At 44.5% G+C, this 20533-nt stretch carries 16 protein-coding genes; 7 read left to right on the top strand and 9 right to left on the bottom strand.

Going from position 1 to position 20533, the window contains the following annotated elements; translation table 11 throughout:
• Position 1: 1 nt before the first annotated feature.
• The 5 genes from IEU85_RS02455 to hisS form a co-directional block, all read right to left on the bottom strand.
• Entirely contained in the window at positions 2-679 is a 678-nt protein-coding gene (locus tag IEU85_RS02455; RefSeq protein WP_188354635.1) for an amino acid ABC transporter permease, read from the bottom strand.
• The gene (locus tag IEU85_RS02450; protein WP_188354634.1) at positions 672-1514 is read right to left on the bottom strand and encodes a glutamate ABC transporter substrate-binding protein; all 843 of its coding nucleotides are present in this window, start codon (positions 1512-1514) and stop codon (positions 672-674) included. Before IEU85_RS02450 ends, IEU85_RS02455 begins: the two co-directional genes overlap by 8 nt.
• A 93-nt stretch (positions 1515-1607) precedes the next feature.
• A complete protein-coding gene (locus IEU85_RS02445; protein WP_188354633.1) occupies positions 1608-2375 on the bottom strand; it encodes an amino acid ABC transporter ATP-binding protein in 768 nt (255 codons plus the stop codon).
• A 147-nt stretch (positions 2376-2522) separates the two neighbouring features.
• Positions 2523-4319 carry an aspartate--tRNA ligase gene (gene aspS, locus IEU85_RS02440; RefSeq protein ID WP_188354632.1) on the bottom strand — a complete coding sequence of 599 codons (1797 nt, stop codon included), beginning with the start codon at positions 4317-4319 and terminating at the stop codon, positions 2523-2525.
• An 81-nt stretch (positions 4320-4400) separates the two neighbouring features.
• On the bottom strand, positions 4401-5780 hold the full coding sequence (gene hisS, locus IEU85_RS02435) for a histidine--tRNA ligase (protein ID WP_188354631.1): 1380 nt from the start codon (positions 5778-5780) through the stop codon (positions 4401-4403).
• A 96-nt stretch (positions 5781-5876) separates the two neighbouring features.
• Between hisS and IEU85_RS02430 the strand changes: the two genes are divergently transcribed.
• On the top strand, positions 5877-7262 hold the full coding sequence (locus IEU85_RS02430) for a DUF349 domain-containing protein (protein WP_188354630.1): 1386 nt from the start codon (positions 5877-5879) through the stop codon (positions 7260-7262).
• Between the two features lie 181 nt (positions 7263-7443).
• Here the strand turns inward: IEU85_RS02430 and IEU85_RS02425 are convergent, their stop codons facing one another.
• The 3 genes from IEU85_RS02425 to IEU85_RS02415 form a co-directional block, all read right to left on the bottom strand.
• The gene (locus IEU85_RS02425; protein ID WP_188354629.1) at positions 7444-9789 is read right to left on the bottom strand and encodes a RelA/SpoT family protein; all 2346 of its coding nucleotides are present in this window, start codon (positions 9787-9789) and stop codon (positions 7444-7446) included.
• 117 nt (positions 9790-9906) lie between these two features.
• Entirely contained in the window at positions 9907-10389 is a 483-nt protein-coding gene (gene dut / locus IEU85_RS02420) for a dUTP diphosphatase (RefSeq protein WP_188354628.1), read from the bottom strand.
• Positions 10389-10685, bottom strand: a complete 297-nt coding sequence (locus tag IEU85_RS02415; RefSeq protein WP_188354627.1) for a DUF4193 domain-containing protein — start codon at positions 10683-10685, stop codon at positions 10389-10391. Before IEU85_RS02415 ends, dut begins: the two co-directional genes overlap by 1 nt.
• Before the next feature lie 121 nt (positions 10686-10806).
• Between IEU85_RS02415 and sepH the strand changes: the two genes are divergently transcribed.
• From sepH to cydC, 5 genes are all read left to right on the top strand, one after another.
• A complete protein-coding gene (gene sepH / locus IEU85_RS02410; protein WP_188354626.1) occupies positions 10807-12096 on the top strand; it encodes a septation protein SepH in 1290 nt (429 codons plus the stop codon).
• Positions 12097-12402: 306 nt separating this feature from the next.
• Positions 12403-13842, top strand: a complete 1440-nt coding sequence (locus IEU85_RS02405; protein ID WP_188354625.1) for a cytochrome ubiquinol oxidase subunit I — start codon at positions 12403-12405, stop codon at positions 13840-13842.
• On the top strand, positions 13843-14865 hold the full coding sequence (gene cydB / locus IEU85_RS02400; RefSeq protein WP_188354624.1) for a cytochrome d ubiquinol oxidase subunit II: 1023 nt from the start codon (positions 13843-13845) through the stop codon (positions 14863-14865).
• Positions 14866-14876: 11 nt separating this feature from the next.
• Entirely contained in the window at positions 14877-16598 is a 1722-nt protein-coding gene (gene cydD, locus IEU85_RS02395; RefSeq protein WP_188354623.1) for a thiol reductant ABC exporter subunit CydD, read from the top strand.
• Positions 16591-18330, top strand: coding sequence for a thiol reductant ABC exporter subunit CydC (gene cydC, locus IEU85_RS02390; RefSeq protein WP_188354622.1), 1740 nt, complete (start codon positions 16591-16593; stop codon positions 18328-18330). The genes cydD and cydC overlap by 8 nt, the downstream gene beginning before the upstream one ends.
• A 141-nt stretch (positions 18331-18471) precedes the next feature.
• Here cydC and IEU85_RS02385 read toward each other — a convergent pair whose 3' ends face one another.
• On the bottom strand, positions 18472-19452 hold the full coding sequence (locus IEU85_RS02385; RefSeq protein WP_188354621.1) for a polyprenyl synthetase family protein: 981 nt from the start codon (positions 19450-19452) through the stop codon (positions 18472-18474).
• A 153-nt stretch (positions 19453-19605) separates the two neighbouring features.
• Between IEU85_RS02385 and IEU85_RS02380 the strand changes: the two genes are divergently transcribed.
• The gene (locus IEU85_RS02380; protein ID WP_188354620.1) at positions 19606-20520 is read left to right on the top strand and encodes a prenyltransferase; all 915 of its coding nucleotides are present in this window, start codon (positions 19606-19608) and stop codon (positions 20518-20520) included.
• Positions 20521-20533: the final 13 nt, after the last annotated feature.

Here is a 20533-nt window from a genome sequence, read left to right as displayed (position 1 = left end):
TCTACCTCCTCACCGCAAGTTTATTGGATAGATACGTTGTAATCATGCCAATTGGAATAATTAAAATAACGTAGCCAATAGCAAAAATCAAAAAGATTGTCACAATTGCATCTGCATGGAATTCAATCATTTCACTCATAAGAGAAGAAGTTTCCGTCGCCACTGATGCAGCAGCCGCAACAGTCGAATTTTTAAGCAATGCAATCAATGTATTTCCCAAAGGAGCAACTGAACCTCGGAATGCCTGCGGCAAAATAATCTGTCTAGCAGTTTGCGTGAATCCTAGCCCCAAAGCACGTGCTGCTTCAGCTTGCCCTAAAGGCACTGTATTGATACCACTGCGCAATGCTTCACACACAAAAGCCGCAGTATATAAACCAAGTCCTGTTACCGCTAGCCAGAAGAAATTCACATCAAAATTATCTGAAAATGAAAGCTTAAGCTGCGCATATACGCCAAGAACCATAAAAACCATAATGATTGTCAATGGCATATTTTTGAACAGCTCTACATACCCTCCTGCAACCGCACGCAACGAACTAATCGGAGAGATACGCATGATCACGAGAATAATGCCCAGTACTGTTGCCAAAAGTCCTGCAAATACAGTGAGCTCTATATTAACAGCAAAAGCGCCAAGCACATCATACTGCGTTAATAACTCATGAATACTACTCATGTTGCTCCCCCTCAGTCGGACTTGGAGGATTAAATTCTGGATTTGGCATATAGTCTGTGCCTCGCGTATTGTCTTCAATAGCGCGCTTCCAAGATCCGTCGTTAATCATCGAACGAATGGCATTATTAATGCGCGTCGCAAAGGCAGTATCACCTTTTTTGATGCCCACACCATAATATTCAGTAGTAAAAGGCTTGCCAATTACTCTAAGACGTCCACGTGAGGCTGCAGCAAGACCAGCAAGAATAATATCATCTGTAGTTACTGCATCAACAATGCCAGAGAATAGTGCAGTAGCACACTCGGCATAACCGGGCTGCTGCATTAATTGTACTTCATTAGCGAACTTCTCTTTTACCACAACTGCTGAGGTAGAACCCGTTACTGAACAAAGTCGCTTACCATTAAGATCCTCAGGACCACTGATACTGTGATCATCAGAGCGCACCATTAAATCTTGACCTGCTACAAGATAAGGTCCAGCGAAAGAAACAGCACGTTTTCGAGCATCTGTAATGGAATACGATGCAAGAATCATATCAACGTCACCATTTTGCAGCATGGCTTCACGCTGCTTACTTGGTGCCTCTTTCCATTCAATTTGATCTTCAGAATACCCGAGTTCCTGTGCGATATAGCGTGCCACATCAACATCAAAACCAACATATGTGCCTGATTTCTTAAACCCAACACCTGGCTGGTCAAATTTAATGCCGATTTTAATCACATTATCTCGTGTGCTGACGCTACCACAACCAGCAAGCGAGCACAGACATGCTATTGCACAGATTGCAGCTAGGCACTTGCCTATTATGCTCTGTGTGCGAAAAGTCATTGAAATCCTTACTATTACTCAACACCATGTTGATTAGTAGTCTGACTGCTACAACATAGTGTTATCATTTCTGTAAAGTCGTAAACTGTGTCGTTAGTGTGTCAAAATCTTAGATAAGAAGTCACGCGCACGATCAGTTTGTGGATGTTCAAAGAACTGAGCAGGTGTTGCTTGCTCCAAAATATGGCCATCAGCCATAAACACGATTCGATCAGCCACTCTACGCGCAAACCCCATCTCATGAGTGACACAAATCATCGTCATACCTTCGTGAGCAAGCTCTGTCATAACATCGAGTACCTCATTAACCATTTCTGGATCAAGCGCTGATGTTGGCTCATCAAAAAGCATCACTTTAGGCTGCATAGCTAATGCACGGGCAATAGCCACACGCTGCTGTTGTCCACCAGAAAGCTGCGCTGGCATTTTTTGGGCTTGTGAATCAACACCTACACGTGCCAGTAATTCCATCGCCAAATCTTCTGCCTTTTTCTTATCCATATGGCGAACTTTAATTGGCGCTAATGTGACATTTTCTAAAATAGTCTTATTCGCAAATAAATTGAAAGATTGGAATACCATACCAACTTCTGCACGTAGTTCAGCGAGAGCTTTACCCTCTTGAGGCAACGGTTTTCCATCAATGCGAATATCTCCAGAATCAATCGTTTCTAGACGATTAATCGTGCGACACATTGTTGATTTACCAGAACCAGAAGGACCAACTACAACAACTACTTCGCCCTTGCTGACTTGCAAATTAATATCTTTGAGCACATGTAAATCACCGTAGTGCTTCTCCACATGCGTTAATTCTACTAGAGGGCGCCCAGCACCCTTATTCTCATATTCTTCAGGCATACGTTGAGTATACCTAAATCCAACGGACGTTTACGCTAATTGATTATCTTGTGAACGCTTTTGCGCTTAACAATATAGGGTATGTGATCACACATACCCTATACTCATCATTTCAGCTTATCCTCGAACTTGGTGCTGCAATACCGATTATTCGTCCTCTTCTGGATCATAATCAACACCAGTTTCTGCACGCTGCTCGTCACTGATTGGCGCAGGTGCACCTGTAAGTGGATCACGACCGCCACCAGCCTTAGGGAAGGCAATAACGTCACGGATAGATTCAGCCCCAGCCAGCAAGGAAACTGTGCGATCCCAGCCCAATGCAATACCAGCATGAGGAGGAGCACCATACTTAAAGGCCTCAAGCAAGAACCCAAACTTATCCTCAGCCTCTTGAGCATCAATACCGAGCACATTCAACACACGGTCCTGAATGTCATCACGGTGAATACGCACAGAACCGCCGCCCATCTCCTGACCGTTGCACACAATATCGTAGGAGTCACTCATAGCATGCTCAGGATCTTGATCGAAACGATCAATCCAATCTGCTGAAGGCATGGTAAATGGATGATGCATAGATGTCCACTTAGAATGACCCACAGCAACATCGTCATCATCAGGATCATCAGTGCGCTTAAAGAGTGGGAAGTCTACAACCCAAGTAAAAGCAAATTCATCTGGATGCAGCAAGCCTTGACGATCAGCAATTTCTACACGTACTGCACCAAGCAAGAGCTGTGAAGACTCCTTAGCGCCTGCAGCAAAGAACACTGCATCTCCAGACTTTGCACCAGTTGCCTGCATTAAGCCTTCGCGCTCTTCATCAGAAAGATTCTTAGCTACAGGTCCCTTTAACGTACCGTCCTCAGCAAACTGCACATATGCAAGACCTTTAGCACCACGCTGGCGAGCCCAATCTTGCCATGCATCAAACTGACGGCGCGGCAAATCTGCAGCTCCCGAATACACCACAGCACCAACATATTCAGCTTGGAATACGCGGAAAGGTGTGTGAGCAAAATACTCAGTCAAATCGACTAATTCATTACCAAAACGCAAATCTGGTTTATCTGAACCATACTTATTCATAGCGTCAGTCCAAGAAATACGCGGCAATGGCAATTGCACTTCATGACCTGCCGCTTTCCAAATTGCGGCAATAACCTGCTCGGCCATAGCGATAACGTCTTCTTGATCCACGTATGCCATTTCCATATCAAGCTGTGTAAATTCTGGCTGACGATCAGCACGGAAGTCTTCATCACGATAGCAACGTGCAAGCTGGTAATAGCGCTCTACACCAGACACCATCAATAACTGCTTGAGCAACTGAGGAGACTGTGGCAACGCGTACCATGAACCTGGAACTAAACGTGCAGGAACAACAAAGTCACGCGCACCTTCTGGTGTTGATTTAATGAATGTTGGTGTTTCTACCTCAGTAAAGTTCATCTCGTCAAGTGCACGTCGAGCAGCACGTGAAACGTCAGAACGTAACTTCAAATTACGCTGCATGCTAGGACGGCGCAAATCTAGATAACGATACTTTAAACGCACATCCTCGCCCGGCAATGTATTTTCAGACTCATTCTCAAGAGCTGTAGAAACTTGGAATGGGAGTGCCTGCGACTTAGCCAGTATTTCAACATGCTCAGCCACTACTTCGATACGACCTGTAGCAAGTCGTTCATTTTCATTACCCTCAGGACGCAGACGAACTTTACCAGTTACTCGAATTACAAATTCACTGCGCAGAGGTCGTGCAACTTCCTCATCATTGATAACAACTTGCACAAGTCCGCTGGCATCACGCAAATCAACGAATGCCACACCGCCGTGGTCACGCCTACGATCTACCCAACCAGCAAGCGTTACTTGCTGACCGACTAGTGACTCATCAACCTCAGTGGCATGATGCGTACGATACGCCGTCTGACTCATTCCTGTTCCTTCCACATGTAAAGTACGAAATCGTCTTTACCCATATTCTATTAATCAAAATCTACACTGTAGCAGCTGCTACTAATCCAGAACCACATGCTGTGTTGCATACTGTTCTTCTGGCAGCCATGAAGCCACATCTGCTTCAATTTGCTCACCTGTAACAATATTCTTCACTTCTTCAGGCTGTCCCTCAAATGCAGGGAACCAAACATAAGGGATACCTAAACGATCAGCATGGCGAATCTGCTTACCAATCTTTTGTGCCGCTGGAGCCACATCGGTAGCAATACCGCGTGTACGAAGAGCACGGGCAATAGCATCTGACTGTGCACGATGTGCTTCATCCCAAACAGCCACTAAAACACTTGCTGGACTTTGCCTGTTGGCATGAGCTCCACTTACATGCAGCATATGCGAAACAAGTCGAGAAAGACCAATAGACAATCCCACACCCGGATATGTGTGAGAACCCTGTGTTGCCAAATTATCGTAGCGACCACCTGAGCAAATAGATCCCAGCGATGCAGCACCGTCGAGGAAAGTCTCATACACCGAACCAGTATAATAATCCAGTCCACGAGCAATTTTCAGATCAGCAATAACAGCACCTGGGCGAATAGCAGCTGCGCCATCCACGATTTTCTCAAGTGTGGCAATACCTTCCATAGCCAAAGCATAGTGCTCATTCGCAGCAGTAACTTCTACGGATGCACACAACTGATCAAAAGACTCACGCAACTGCCGACCGCTTGTTGCAGTAATTTGCGCTAATGCCAAGCACGCTTGAGCTTGCGTATCATTAGCACTGCATGTTTCTTTGAGCTCGCGAACTACTTCATCTGGACCAATTTTGTCAATTTTGTCAATAGTACGCAAAACACCTTCAATATCAGTTAAACCAATTGCTCGGTAAAAACCTTCAGAAAGCTTGCGGTTATTAGCATGCACTGTTGCTTTAGGGCAACCTAAAGGACGCAATGCTTCCAATGCTTCTACCATAATCAGCGGAAGCTCGACCTCATAATGATCTGGCAATTGACCGTTGCCAACCACATCAATATCTGCCTGAGTAAATTCGCGGAAACGACCCTCTTGAGGACGCTCACCACGCCAGACCTTTTGCATCTGCCAACGCTTGAATGGGAACACCAAATCCCCACTATGCTCTACCACATAGCGACTTAACGGGACAGTGAGATCGAAATGCAAACCCATTCGATCTTCTACGGGCGTGTCGTTTTCACTCCCCACTTCTTGTAGACGTGAGAGCAAATAAATCTCTTTGCTGGTTTCACCTTTTTTCAGCAAAGAAGAGCCTAATTCCACAGCTCTCGTCTCAATTCCTTGAAAACCATGTAATGAAAAAACACTTCTCAGAGTGTCCATTGCCTGCTGTTCAACAAAACGTTCTTCAGGCAGCCACTCCGGAAAACCTGATAATGATGCACCTTTAGCCACGAGTCCCTATAATAGGTCATGTTATGGAAAACTATAGGGAGCTTCGTTTATAGTTTCTTTATAGATTCCTTCTGTTACGACGCTAAGGAGCTGGAGATGCCAAATACTGCCGCATCCACACCAGAGAATGTATCCGCTACACCACAAGCAACCCCTGCTGTGCCGAAGCCACATGCGCCAACGCCTGCTGCATTGGCTAAAACAGCACCAAAAGTTGCTAATGCACAAGTTGCCGGTTCACAAGAAGAGCTTGCGCAAGCTGAGTCCTTTGGCCGTGTTGCTGACGATGGTACCGTTTTTGTCCGTGAAGGCGAAAGCGAACGCGCAGTAGGACAATATGCCGATACTGACGCACAATCAGCGCTTCGACTCTTTGCAACACGCTACCTTGACCTTAAAGCACGCTTACAAGTATTTGCTACTCGATTGAGCTCTCCACAAATTAAGATCCGTGAAATTGACGAATCCTTAAAGAACTTGACTCAAGAACTTGTTGAGCCTGCAGTTGTCGGAGATATTGCAGCTCTTAAAGAACAGCTCGCATCCCTTAGCGAAGAAGCGCAAAAGCGCAAGGAAGAAATTACCGAAGCCCGTAAGGCAGCAGTAGCAAAGGCCATCGAAGAACGCACTGCAATTGTCGAGCAGGCTGAAGCATTGGCACAGTCTCTTGGCAACTCTACAAATTGGCGTCAGACTGCTGATAAATTCCGCGAATTATTCGAACAGTGGCAAGCACATCAGCGTTCGAGTGTACGCATTGATCGCGCGCAGGCTGATGAATTATGGAAGCGTTTTTCTGCAGCTCGCACTTCGTTCAATCAAGCTCGTCGCAAGTGGGCACAATCTCGAGATGCTCAGCGTGCACAAGCTAAGAGCCTGAAAGAGGCGATTATTGAACAGGCAGAAAGCCTAAAAGATTCTACTGATTGGGCTAATACTTCACGTCAATTCAATGAATTGATGGAACAGTGGAAACAATCGGGTCGTGCTGGCCGTCAAGAAGATGATGCATTATGGGCACGCTTTAGAGCAGCTGCTGATACATTCTTCAATGCTCGTCAGGCTGACCGCGATCAGACTTCTCAAACTGAGCGAGATAACCTTGCGAAGAAAGAGGCACTGCTGGTAAAGGCTGAGGCGTTAGTTCCAGTTCATGATGAACAAGCTGCAAAGCAAGCACGAGAAGCTCTTGCTGCTATTCAAGAAGAATGGGATGCTATCGGCTTTGTTCCGCGTCAAGAAGTACGTCGCATTGAGTCGCGGCTTGATGCCGTAGAGCAGCAGATTAAGGCTGCGGAAGATGCTGTATGGAGCCAGACTGACCCAGAAACTGACGCTCGCAAGTCAGAGTTCACAGCTCAGCTCGAAGCACAGCTCGCACAGCTTGACCAGCAAATTGCTGCTGAAACCGATGAGGCACGTAAAGCAAAGCTTCAAGCAGAGCGTGCAACCAAGGAACAGTGGCTTAATGCAGTACGCTAATTAACCCTGTTTACATGATATAAGCACAAGTGAAGCCTGTAGTTCGTAACGAAAGTTACGTGCTACAGGCTTCATTTATTTCTGGGAAAGAACATGCAATGTGCAAGAAAAACAACCCTCCACTTACTCTTACACGGTGCATATCGAGTACATAGTAAGTGGCGCATACTACAGACACATACTACATATGACGCAATCTTGGTTCTGCTGAATCTTTAGCACCAGTAATACGGTAACAATCAAACACACCATCAATACGTCGTATTGCTGATAGCAATTTCGACAAATGCTGTGGATCCGCCATTTCGAATACAAATTGAGAAATAGCTACACGATCATCACCAGTAGCAATATTGCCTGAAATAATATTTACTCCATGATCAGAAAGTACGCGAGTAACCTCAGATAACAAATGTGGGCGGTCGAGAGCCTCGACTTGAATTTTTGCCAAAAATGTACCGTTAGAGCTTATCCATGAAACCTCAACAATACGATCTGGCTGATTCTTCTTCAAATCGATTAAATTCTGGCAATCTGCACGATGCACAGAAACACCCTGAGCCTTAGTAATAAAGCCGACAATTGCATCTCCTGGAACAGGCATACAGCACTTTGCCATCTTTACCCAAATATCGGTTACGCCCTTCACAGCAACCTGCGGGCTGGCATGCGTATTGCGCACGCGCTGCAGTGGCAGCGCTTCCTGTTCAACTTCTTCCTCGATTTCTTGGCGACCAACATCCTTCACCAAACGAGAAATCACATTTTGGGTAGAAATCTGTCCCTCGCCGATAGCAGCAAATACTGCTTGAGGATCTGATAATCCTACTTCCTCAGCAACTCCAATCAATGCCTCAGGAGTCATCAGCGATTGGATTGGCATATTTCGCTTACGCATAGCGCGTGTAAGCTCGTCTCGACCTTCTTCAATTGCTTCACTACGTCGCTCTTTGGTAAACCATTGACGTATTTTATTACGTGCTTTAGGGCTTTGCACAAAGCTGAGCCAGTCACGCGAAGGTCCAGCATTGTCCGATTTAGAAGTCAGGATTTCGACAGTATCGCCATTATCAAGTTTCGTATCTAATGGCACTAATCTACCATTGACACGAGCACCCATCGTCCTATGCCCCACCTCTGTATGGACAGCATACGCAAAATCAACGGGTGTAGCTTTTGCGGGCAGTGAAACAATCTTGCCCTTTGGTGTAAATACATATACTTCCGAAGAGCCCAAATCTTGTTTCAGAGAGCCCAAAAACTCATTCGAGTCTGGAGTTTCACTCGTCCAGTCGGCAAGCTGCTGAATCCACTTGAGATTATCAGCTTCACTGAATTCGTTTGCCGCTGATTCACGCGCTTTATCTTGCTTGTCTGGCGCGGAAAGTGCTCGTCCCGCCTGTCCGTTTTCCTTGTATTTCCAATGTGCAGCAATACCAAATTCCGCGCGCCGATGCATATCCCATGTGCGAATTTGAATTTCGACAGGCTTGCCACCGGGACCGACAACCGTAGTATGCAAGCTCTGATACATATTGAGCTTTGGCATAGCAATATAGTCCTTGAAGCGTCCAGGAACCGGATTCCAACGCGCATGCACAGCACCTAATGCAGCATAACAATCCCTGATAGAATCGACAATAATACGCACGCCAACAAGATCATAAATATCTTCAAATTCATGACCACGTACAATCATCTTTTGATAGATAGAAAAATAATCTTTCGGTCGCCCGGTAACATATGCGTGGACGCCCTGTGCCGTTAAGTCTTCATTGACTTCTTCAAGAATTTGCTTGAGATAGACATCTCTTGCACCTGCACGGCGTGCAACAAGTACAACTATTTCATTATAAATTTTTGGATGTAGCGTTTTGAAGCTCAGCTCTTCCAGTTCTGTTTTTATAGCATTCATGCCCAATCTGTTGGCCAGTGGAGCATAGACATCGAGAGTTTCATGCGCTTTACGCTCAGCACTAGATTGCTTAACATAACGCCATGTACGCGCATTATGGACACGGTCAGCAAGTTTAACAACTAATACTCGCACATCCTTGCTCATTGCAACAACCATTTTTCGTATGGTTTCTGCTTGAGCGGAATCACCATATTCCATTTTTGAGAGTTTGGTGACACCATCAACAAGTCCAGTAATAGTGTCACCAAATTCTTTGCGACATTCATCAAGAGTGTAGTCAGTATCTTCAACCGTATCATGCAGCAAACCGGCAGCCACCACACTTGGCCCCATACCTAAATCTGCAAGAATCTGAGAAACAGCAAGTGGGTGAATGATATATGGCTCGCCTGATTTACGTCGCTGAGGTGCATGCTGAATAACAGCTCGCTCATAGGCACGACGTAAAACACTTAAGTCTTCATCTGGGTGATGCATACGAGTCACTTGCACAATAGGAAGAAGGGGGTCCGTCGGATCAGCACTTATTTCCGCTCCCAATGAATGCGCGGAAAACAATGGCATCTCATCTTCTGCTAGACCTTGAGCAGATGTATTATGTTCAGCCATAGCCCCTCCTACCCTTGCGCGTATGCACATACCATAATACATGTAAGTAGCATATTGCACTACTTACATGTATGAGTTCTCAGCCAATTGATTTGATGCGTTCCTACGTAAACCGTACTAAGCCTGTACTCCAGTGGAACCAAATCCTTGTGCAGCCCTGTCTGAACCAGGCAATTGTGTAGCTGGAACAAATCGTGCTTCAACATAGCGTTGAATAACGAGCTGAGCGATACGATCACCATCATCAAAATGCACAGTATGCTCAGGATCCAAGTTAATTAATGGTACTTTGATTTCTCCTCGGTAACCAGCATCAATTGTTCCTGGAGCATTAAGTACGGTGATGCCCTGCTTCGCAGCTAGACCTGAGCGAGGGTGAACCAAACCGACATAGCCTGCAGGCAATGCAATGGCTACACCGGTTGGAACTAGTACTCGTTCAAATGGCTTGATATCAAACGAACCATGGCAATGTAAATCTACACCAGCATCGCCAGCGTGAGCATAACGAAGCTGTGCATATTCTTGCGGAGCACCCTCTACACTCTGTACCAGCACCTCAATATGTTCTGGTTCTGTGTACTGTTCATCGTATGCCACTATGCAGCACACTCCTCACATACTGGCTGCCCATCCTCAGTGGTATATGCGAGTTGACTACGATGCTTTACCAAGAAGCATTCTGAGCATACGAATTCATCACCCTGCATAGGGATTACTGTGACGGATAAGTCTTCGTTGCTCAAATCGGCGCCTGGAAGTTCATAATCTTCTGCAATAGCATTCTCATCATCGTCAATATCACTTGACGAATTTTGACGTGAACCACCACCAAGAGCCTGGATGGAGTCTTCGTCATCATCTTTGGTTCTTGGGCTGTCATAATCTTGTGCCATGTTCAGCTCCTTTCTTGAGCATTGACCATCTGCGCACATAGAATACACGATTTCTTTTTCACGACAAGTACGACACGTGGGACAGGGTGGCGCTAAAATACTTTTTATGGAGGAAAACACCATGACAACATCACAGTCAGCTACTCTTGCACGCTTTGAACGCGTAGATGAACACGGCGATTTAATCTTTGAAGCTCATGGTCAAAACTTCCGAGTTATTATTGATGACAGGCTCGAACAAGGCATTTTAGCGAGTAAACAAATTCGTGAAGAAAACAATGAGCCAACACGTGGTGTCACGCGATCTTCTATTCCTATCTCTACTATTCAAGCAATGGTGCGTGCAGGTGATGATATTGCAAATATTGCTCAACATTTTGCTATTAGCGAGGCATTGGTGCGTCGCTTTGCCAAACCAGTAGAGACTGAAAAGAAATATGCTCTTGATCAGTTCCTCGTAGCACCTGCTCCTGGATCGCTTCGTCACCGTACTGTGCGTGATGTGCTTGCTGCTTCTCTAGACACAGTTAATATTCCTATGAGTGCCGTGCAATGGAAAACAACACGCCAAGGACATAATCCATGGCAGATTGAGGGCAGCTTTACCCTATCCGGGCAGACAATTCGTGCACAGTGGTCATGGAATCTGCACGACAACACAGTGACACCGCTGAATACGACAGGTGGCAGATTATTGCGCATCGCTCGCGCTGATTTAGACCATTTTGAGCTTGAGACTGCTCAGATGACTGATTTATTTGAAAATACTACTAGTCAGCAAACGCAGCAACAGACATCATTGTCGACTACGGCGCAATCATCTTCATACGCTCAAACTTCGCAGTCAGCATTCGATTCTCAGCAATTGAACACACCGGTAGCGGATGCACCATTAGGAGTTCCTGCCGACCATGAGAGCAACAAAAACAGTGTGCAACCAGTTTCCTCTCGTAGTGCAGATTCATGGGTTTACGGGACAGGTACAACAAACATCGCCGCACAACACACTACTCAGTCATCTGCTGACGAACAACAGCTATCAACTTCTGTCTCAACACCAACGACTGAGTATGTGAATCCATTCCAATTACGAAGCAATGTTGCACAGTCTCAAGATGCTTCTACTGAGCAGCCTGAACAAAGTGATGAAGCTCATCATCAGCCTAGTATTACGAATATCTCATCTGCTACTGCAACACAAGCACAAAACAGCACAGCAGCAGCCGGTGAGCGCTCTAATTCACAGGAGCATACTGCTCCTTCTAAGCAAACAAGTGGTATGAGTAACATAACTGAGCAGAGTTCTTCAAACTCAGATGCATCATCTTCTACTCATAATTCAGAATCGAAGTCGCGCAAACCGAGAAGAAGTGCTGTGCCAAGTTGGGATGAAATTTTATTCGGAGAGTGAAATTTCTTTCCAAAATATCCTTTTGCTATTGATTCGGGGGTGCATATTGTACCTCCGAATCTCATTTTTCTCTCTCTTTTTTCATTTTTACTAGCGTTGTTCTTTGAAATTTGTAAGTGACAGGAGTATATTTAGCACCAACTTACAATTGTGAAGTTTTCTTGAAAAAGTGAACATTGCTCTTGTATACACCGTTCAACAGCAGTCTATCAAGTGAGGAATGACTATGCATGTGTTCATGTTGAGTGATAACACCAATAGTTATTCAACGAACGTGACTGTCATGGACATATTGGAGGGGATCTCATGACTATAACAGCGTTAGCGCGCTTCCAATTTGCTATGACTACTGTGTTCCATTTCTTCTTCGTACCATTTACTATTGGAACCTGCTTTATCGTAGCAATTATGGAATCGCTCTATGTAGCGACGAAAAAAGATGTCTACAAGAAAATGACCCGCTTTTGGGGTCGAATTATGCTCTTAAGCTTCGCCGTTGGTGTGGTAACCGGTATTATTCAGGAATTCCAGTTTGGTATGAACTGGTCTGATTACTCACGCTTCGTAGGCGATATCTTCGGTGCACCTCTGGCAGTAGAGGCACTGCTTGCCTTCTTCATGGAATCCACATTCCTCGGTTTGTGGATGTTCACTTGGGAGAATAAGAAGATCGGTCCAAAACTGCACTTGACATTCATCTGGCTGGTCTCCATCGGCTCATTGATGTCTGCTGCATGGATTTTGATCGCAAACAGCTTTATGCAGCACCCAGTTGGTTATGAAGTGCGCAATGGTCGCGCTGAAATGACTGACTTCTTTGCACTCATTACCAATACTCAGTTCTTCTACGAGTATGGACACGTTATTACGGGCGCATTCACTATGGGTGGCATTCTCATTGCTGGAATGTCTGCATTTAAGCTGCTTAAACCACAAAAGCTTACCGAATCTGATACTGCAGTATTCAAGAAGTCTATTCGCCTTGGCTTGGTAGTAACGCTCATTAGTTCTATTGCTCTTATGGGCGTTGGTGACTTGCAGATGAAGTCTTTGATCGAAGATCAGCCTATGAAATTTGCTGCGATGGAAGGCGATTACAAGGATTCTGGCGATCCTGCAGCTTGGGCACTCATTGCTTGGGCAGATGAAGCAAAGCATGAGCAGGTCTTCGGCATTGAAATTCCATATATGCTGAGTATTCTTTCCTACAACAAGCCATCAGGTGCTGTAAAAGGTATGGATACGGCTAATAAAGAACTGAACGAGCAGTTCAAGGATAAGTTTGGTGAGCAAAACTACTACCCAATGGTCAATACACTCTTCTACAGCTTCAGAATTATGGCAGGCTTTGGTGTATTGATGTTCCTTGTTGCCGCGTTTGGGCTCTTCTTTACCCGCAAAAAGAAACAAATACTCTATACCAAGAAGTGGATGCTATGGGTGCTTGGCCTGTGCACTTTTGCCCCATTCTTGGCAAATACTTGTGGTTGGCTCGTGACTGAGCTTGGACGTTATCCTTGGACAGTATATGGTCTCTTTACCATTGAGCAGAGTGTGTCTCCAAACGTTTCTGTAGCTTCACTCCTGTTCTCCAACACCGTATACTTCTTGCTGTTTACTGGACTTGCAGTAACTATGGTTGGATTGGTTATTCGAGAATTGAAGAAGGGTCCAAGCTTCGAAGCGCAGCAAGTCAAGGCAGCTAATGCGACTGCTGTAGACCCATTCGCCAAGGAGGTGTTCTAAATGACGGCACTACAGTTCTTCTGGTTCTTCCTTATTGGTTTGCTGTTTTCAGGCTTCTTCTTCCTAGAGGGCTTTGATTATGGTGTTGGTATGTCTGTACAGACGCTGGCACATAATGAGCGAGAAAAAGATCAAATCGTCCACACTATTGGGCCAGTTTGGGATGGTAATGAAGTTTGGTTGCTCACTGCAGGTGGCGCCATGTTTGCATCTTTCCCATATTGGTACTCCACACTGTTTAGTGGATACTATTTGATTTTGTTCTTCATTTTGGTCGGCTTGATTATTCGCGGTGTTTCTTTCGAATTCCGTAGTCGCGTGCCAGCACATCAGAAGAATATCTGGAATTGGACTCTAACTATTGGTTCATTTATGGTTCCATTCTTCCTTGGTGTGATGTTCATCAGCATGATTCAAGGTATGCCAATTGGTAAGGATGGCAATATGACTGCTCACTTCACGGATTACATTAATGTGTTCTCCGTTGTTGGTGGCATTGCTATGGTATTGCTCACCTATCTGCATGGATTGAACTTTATCGCATTAAAGACTTCTGGAGCTATCCGTGAGCGTGCTCGTAACTATGCACAGCTTGCTTACTGGGTACTCTATGTAGGCTTGGTGGTATTTGCTCTTCTGCTGATCTTCCAGACTGACTTTATCCAAGTCCACCCTGTAGGAACTTTGGCACTCTTGGTTGTTATTGTGGCACTGACTGTATTAGCTCATGTGGCATCGTTTAAGGGTGCTGAGCTTACGGCATTCTTAGCAAGTGGCTTGACACTTGTGGCCGTGGTTGTGTTACTCTTCCAAGGTCTATTCCCACGCGTGATGATCAGCTCTATTGATCCAGCATACGATTTGCTCATTGAGAACTCTTCATCCACGCCATATACTCTTACGGTAATGTCAATTGTGGCTATCACTTTGGTGCCGTTTGTCCTTGCCTACACGGCTTGGTCATACTATATCTTTAGGAAGCGCATTACATTGCCTGCAGTGGGAGCGTCTGAAGGATACTAAAGGAACACATAATGCTCGATAAAGCGATTTTACGCTTGTCCGGTATTAGATCATTAATGGGATTGCTTGCAGGGCTTGATGTCCTACAAGCAATCTTTATTATTGGACAAGCGACTATGTTAAGTAGTGCCATTACAGGCTTGTGGGAAGGGCAATCATTAGGCGATCAAAAAGTTGCTATTTTAATTTTTGCGATATGCTTTGCAAGCCGCCATCTCATTACATATATCAAGGATAGAAAGCTAGATACATTTGCATCGGAGCAATCACACACTCTGCGACGCAAACTGCTTGAAAAGCTCTTTGATGCGGGTCCTCATATTGTGCAGCAACAAGGCTCTGGCAATGTAATTACCATGGCTTTGGATGGCATCGGATTAGTGGAGAACTATATTCATCTTATTTTAAGCAAGATGATTAATATGTCTGTAACCCCTTGGCTTATCTTGGTTGTTGTATTCTGGTTCGATTGGCGTTCAGGGCTTATTTTGCTCCTTGTTTTCCCACTTATTATTATCTTCATGATTATTTTGGGATATGCTGCACAAGCAAAAGCTGATCGCCAGTATAAGTCCTATCAAGTGTTATCTAACCACTTCTTAGATTCTCTGCGTGGTATTGATACTTTGCGCTTCTTTGGTTTATCGAAACGCTATGCAAGTAGTATTTTCAAAACGAGTGAGCAATTCCGTAAAACTACGATGAGCACGCTTCGTATTGGTATTCTTTCTACGTTTGCACTTGATTTCTTTACTACTCTGTCTATTGCTATTGTTGCAGTATTTCTCGGCTTACGCTTGCTCAATGGACATATTTTGCTGTTCCCTGCATTATCCATTCTGGTGCTTGCTCCGGAGTATTTCCTGCCAGTACGTAATTTTGCCAGTGACTACCATGCAACGCTTGATGGTAAAAATGCGATGCAGGCTATTGATCGTATTATCAATGAGCCTTCAATCCGTGGCGAGCAAATTACTATCGCTCCATGGAATGAGCACAGCACTCTCGAGCTCGATAATATCACTGTCGACTATGACGGTAAGCAATTCTTACAACCGACATCTTTGCAGTTCAAAGGTATGCAAAAAGTTGGTATTATCGGTATGAGCGGGTCTGGCAAATCAACGTTAATGAATGTGCTCAGCGGTTTTTTGCCTATTGCCCAAGGCAGTATTCGCATCGATGGTAAGCCTGTGGCAAATCTTAATCAGGATGCGTGGCGCAAGCAATTAGCGTATATTCCTCAGCAACCTTATATTTTTGAGGCAACACTACGCGATAACATCGCCTTCTATACGCCAGATGCCACTGATGAGCAAATCATGCAAGCTGCACATGTTGTTGGTTTAGATGATGTTATTGCAGAACTTCCTCAAGGCCTAGACACGCGTATTGGCAATGGCTCACGAGCACTAAGCGGCGGTCAGGCGCAGCGTGTCGCATTGGCAAGAGCCTATCTTGATCAAGAGCGCACTGTCTACATTTTTGATGAGCCAACAGCACATCTCGATATTGAAACTGAGCTTGAGCTCAAGCAGCGTATGGTGCCACTTATGGAGCATCATTTGGTGTTATTTGCTACGCATCGTTTGCATTGGCTACGCCAAATGGACACCATTGTTGTGTTAGAGCACGGCAAAGTAGTTGAAGTTGGTGCGTATGAGGATCTTATGGCGCGCCACGGAGCGTTATACCGTTTGAAGCATGAAATGGGGTCATCAATTCATGAATAATATACCTCTATTTCAACAGTTGGCACATGATAGCTGGGTAAAGCCGTTCTTTAAGCAGTATCGTTGGACACTAGCACTTGCTATCTTCTTGGGCTTTTGCACATTCTTCTGTGCTGGTGCTTTGATGTTTAATTCTGGTTATTTGATTAGTAAATCAGCGTCTTTGCCAGAGAATATTTTGTTAGTGTATGTGCCTATCGTATTGACGCGAGCTTTTGGTATCGGTCGCCCTGTATTTCGCTATGTAGAGCGATTGGTAAGCCATAATTGGGTTTTGCGTATGACCTCGCATCTTCGCGTTAAGTTGTATAAAGCGGTTGAGCAAGACGCTATTTTCTTCAAGCGTAAGTATCGTCTTGGTGATGTGATGGGACTGTTGTCAGAAGATATTAACCATATTCAAAACTTGTATCTTCGTAGCATCTTCCCCACGCTGATTGCCTGGCTGCTTTATGTTGTTATTGTGATTGGTCTCGGCTGTTTTTCTTTGGGTTATGCACTGCTTGTGGCACTGTATTTCCTATTAATTCTTTTGGCTATGCCATTGTGGTCTATTATTGTTAATGGCGCACGCCAAAGTAAAGAGAAAACGTTAAAGAACGATCTGTATACTGATTTAACTGATAACGTGTTGGGTATTGCTGATTGGATTTTCAGCCAGCGTGGTCAAGAGTATGTTGCACTTCATGAACAGTCCCAAGATAAGCTCTCTCGTGTGCAATCATCCATGCGTAAGTTTAACCACTTACGTGATTTGCTATTCCAATATGCATTTGGACTTTTAGCACTACTCACGTTGGTATGGTGCAGCACTCAATTTATTGGCAATCATGGAGGGGCTGCCAATTGGATTGCAGCATTTGTCCTTTCGATTTTCCCACTAGTTGATGCTTTTGCTGGGTTATCTGCTGCAAGTCAAGAAACGAATACCTATGCTGATTCTATTGAGCGATTGAATGCGCTTCCTGAAGAGACTGAAGAGCAAACTTGGCATGAGACCCCTTCGCAACCTTTGCAGTTTGATATCCAAGATCTAACCTTTAGGTATGAGACAAAGGACGTACTTAATCATTTGAGTGTAACTATTCACGCTGGAGAAAAGGTGGCAATTCTCGGGCGGAGCGGCTCAGGTAAAAGTACTTTAGCAAGTCTGCTACGAGGAGACCTTATACCTAGTGATGGAACAGTTTTGCTCGGTGGCGTACCAGTGCATCATCTGCAATCCACAATTTCACAATATATTGGTGTTATTCAGCAAGAGCCGTATTTATTCAATACCACAATTTTGAATAATATTCGGCTGGGCAATGAACAAGCCAGTGTTGAAGAAGTCTGGGATGTTTTGCAACGTGTAGGACTTAAATCCATGGTTGAACAGTTGCCTGACGGGTTAGCAACTATTGTTGATGAAGCTGGATTACGTTTTTCCGGTGGTGAGCGTCATCGCTTGGCTCTGGCCCGTATTCTCTTGCAAAATACGCCTATTATCATTCTCGATGAGCCAACGGTAGGTCTTGATCCTATTACTGAACAGGCTGTGCTGCACACATTTATGCATGAGTTGCAGGATAAAACGCTTATCTGGATCACACACCATTTGCAAGGTATTGAGGCAGTAGACCGAGTGCTCTTTATTGAGGATGGTCAGCTTGAGATGCAAGGTTCCCCTGAGTATCTACAAGCGACTAATCCTCGCTACCAACGCCTCAAAGCTATCGATGATGGTGAGTGATTGCGAATCAGTGCCTAGGTATCGATACTGATAACCATATACGATATGCCGCATAGAGTGATCTGTGCGGCATATCGTATATAAACGCGTATTCCCAGCAAAAATGCTTATTTTCTGTAAATGAGTACTCTCACGCCCACACTAGCGAGTGCGATGCAACAGTTGGCGTGTGAGCTTCATGAGATTCTTACGTGCCGGAGTATGAGGTAATTGCTCAATATCATCAAGCGCACGCTGAGTAAATGATTGAGCTAATTCACGAGCCTTGTCTACTCCATGAAAATCACGAACCATACGCGCTACAGTGCGAATATCCTCATGTGAAATATTGAGCCCTTTGTCAAGATACGGCTTAAAATCCTGAGCATGACCTTCATACGCAGCTAGTAAAGGCAATGTGTAAACACCTGTTGCCAAATCTTCTAGCACAGGCTTTTGTACTTCACCTTCTTGTGCAGTGTAATCCAAAATATCATCAAGAATTTGAAATGCCAATCCAATATTAATCCCGATGCGCCCCGCTCGTTCAACAGTTGCTGTATCTGCACCACCAAAGTATGCGCCTTCTTCACAAGCCAAGCGGAATAGCTCAGCCGTTTTGCCAGTGCAGCTTTGCAAATAATTATCAACTGTCTGCTCTTGATTAAACCGCAAATACATTTGATCTAATTCACCAAGCAAAATTCTCTTCATTGCCTGCGCATTAACTGCTAAATATGGAGAGCCCTGCATGGTTTCGATGACGAGTTCAAAAAACACGGTAAACAGGAAATCACCAGTATATACAGCTACATCTTTGCCATAATGTGATTGAATACTCACTTGCCCACGACGTAACGGCGAATCATCAATAATATCGTCATGGATAAGCGTTGCCATATGGAGAATTTCTAGGGAGGCAGCAACGGCTATACGCTCGTCATCGCTATATTGCTTATGCTCCGTAAATCCTGTAAACATGAAGAAAAAAGCCGGACGCAGATATTTACCACCGGCTGCATTCATGGCAATAATAGCTGATTCAATATCGGTATTGCTTATCTGTACGCGTTGTTTAATAAACTCACGAACTGCTTGCAGCTTCACTTCAATATCCGGATATTGTCGCCAATACGATACCATGGTACTCCTCTATCACGCTTACTTCATAAGTATGCACCAGTGTTCCTACATATAACAACATAAGAATAGAGAGAAATATCACATTCCCCTTACATTATTGCGCGTACCAGTATAGTATGGTTGTGGAGATTCAGGTGTGTAAAGGAGTCGTTCATGACCATTCCAGTATTTATGGAGTTGGTAGAAATGAAGGCGAAAATAGCCAGCGTCTTACCCTGCCTTATTGGCGTGTGTTTTAGCTGGTATTATTACGGTTCCATACACTGGTATCTCACGATTGGCTTTTTTATTGCCATGTTCCTGTTCAATATGTTTGTCGATATTTGGGATAATTACAACGATTATCAACATGCTGACAATGATGTCTATCAACAACACACCAACATTATTGGGCGTGAACATCTTTCACTACGTACTATCCGCAGTTTACTTATTATATTTTTTATAGTTGCCATGGTTATTGGTTTAGCATTGGTATGGGTTGTAGGTTGGCCAATGCTGGCAATGGGAGTATTCTGTTTTGCTGTAGGGCTCGCATATTCAGCAGGCCCTCGCCCACTGTCAAGTTTGCCTTTGGGCGAGCTGTTTTCTGGTTTTACTATGGGTTTTATGATTACGCTTATTTGCGTTTATCTCAACACTTACCAGATGTTTACTTGGGATATTGCAACCCTAACAAAAATTTTCCTTATTGCTTTACCAAATACCTTATGGATTTCAAATTTAATGTTAGCTAATAATCTGTGTGATAAGGAGGAAGACGAGAGTAATCATCGATACACCATCGTCAATTATATCGGCATCAAAGGTGGTTTATATGCGTTTGCAAGTGCGAATGTGCTTGCTTTAGTAGCGGTAGTATGTCAAGCAATGCTAGGTCTTGCTCCTTATAGTGTGCTATTGACTCTATTGTTAATACCGTTTATCTACCATCAGACACGCCTGCTATGGCAACGACAAGTAAAAAGAGAAACCTTTATTTGTGCAGTACGAATTTTAGCTGTTAGCTCAGTTGTACACGCAGCAACGTACTGTGCTGGAATTATTATAAATAACTGGTTAGAGTAGGGTTTGGAACATT

Source organism: Galliscardovia ingluviei, assembly GCF_014635685.1.
Taxonomy (GTDB): Bacteria; Actinomycetota; Actinomycetes; order Actinomycetales; family Bifidobacteriaceae; genus Galliscardovia; species Galliscardovia ingluviei.
The sequence above is the reverse complement of the archived record's forward strand: the minus strand, read 5'-3'. Positions and strand labels throughout refer to the sequence as shown.

Excerpts from the sequence above, each read along its gene's own strand:
- IEU85_RS02455 (WP_188354635.1), bottom strand. The coding sequence starts at position 679 with ATGAGTAGTATTCATGAGTTATTAACGCAGTATGATGTGCTTGGCGCT.
- IEU85_RS02450 (WP_188354634.1), bottom strand. The coding sequence starts at position 1,514 with ATGACTTTTCGCACACAGAGCATAATAGGCAAGTGCCTAGCTGCAATC.
- IEU85_RS02445 (WP_188354633.1), bottom strand. The coding sequence starts at position 2,375 with ATGCCTGAAGAATATGAGAATAAGGGTGCTGGGCGCCCTCTAGTAGAA.
- aspS (WP_188354632.1), bottom strand. The coding sequence starts at position 4,319 with ATGAGTCAGACGGCGTATCGTACGCATCATGCCACTGAGGTTGATGAG.
- IEU85_RS02430 (WP_188354630.1), top strand. The coding sequence starts at position 5,877 with ATGCCAAATACTGCCGCATCCACACCAGAGAATGTATCCGCTACACCA.
- IEU85_RS02425 (WP_188354629.1), bottom strand. The coding sequence starts at position 9,789 with ATGGCTGAACATAATACATCTGCTCAAGGTCTAGCAGAAGATGAGATG.
- IEU85_RS02415 (WP_188354627.1), bottom strand. The coding sequence starts at position 10,685 with ATGGCACAAGATTATGACAGCCCAAGAACCAAAGATGATGACGAAGAC.
- sepH (WP_188354626.1), top strand. The coding sequence starts at position 10,807 with ATGACAACATCACAGTCAGCTACTCTTGCACGCTTTGAACGCGTAGAT.
- IEU85_RS02405 (WP_188354625.1), top strand. The coding sequence starts at position 12,403 with ATGACTATAACAGCGTTAGCGCGCTTCCAATTTGCTATGACTACTGTG.
- cydB (WP_188354624.1), top strand. The coding sequence starts at position 13,843 with ATGACGGCACTACAGTTCTTCTGGTTCTTCCTTATTGGTTTGCTGTTT.
- cydD (WP_188354623.1), top strand. The coding sequence starts at position 14,877 with ATGCTCGATAAAGCGATTTTACGCTTGTCCGGTATTAGATCATTAATG.
- cydC (WP_188354622.1), top strand. The coding sequence starts at position 16,591 with ATGAATAATATACCTCTATTTCAACAGTTGGCACATGATAGCTGGGTA.
- IEU85_RS02385 (WP_188354621.1), bottom strand. The coding sequence starts at position 19,452 with ATGGTATCGTATTGGCGACAATATCCGGATATTGAAGTGAAGCTGCAA.
- IEU85_RS02380 (WP_188354620.1), top strand. The coding sequence starts at position 19,606 with ATGACCATTCCAGTATTTATGGAGTTGGTAGAAATGAAGGCGAAAATA.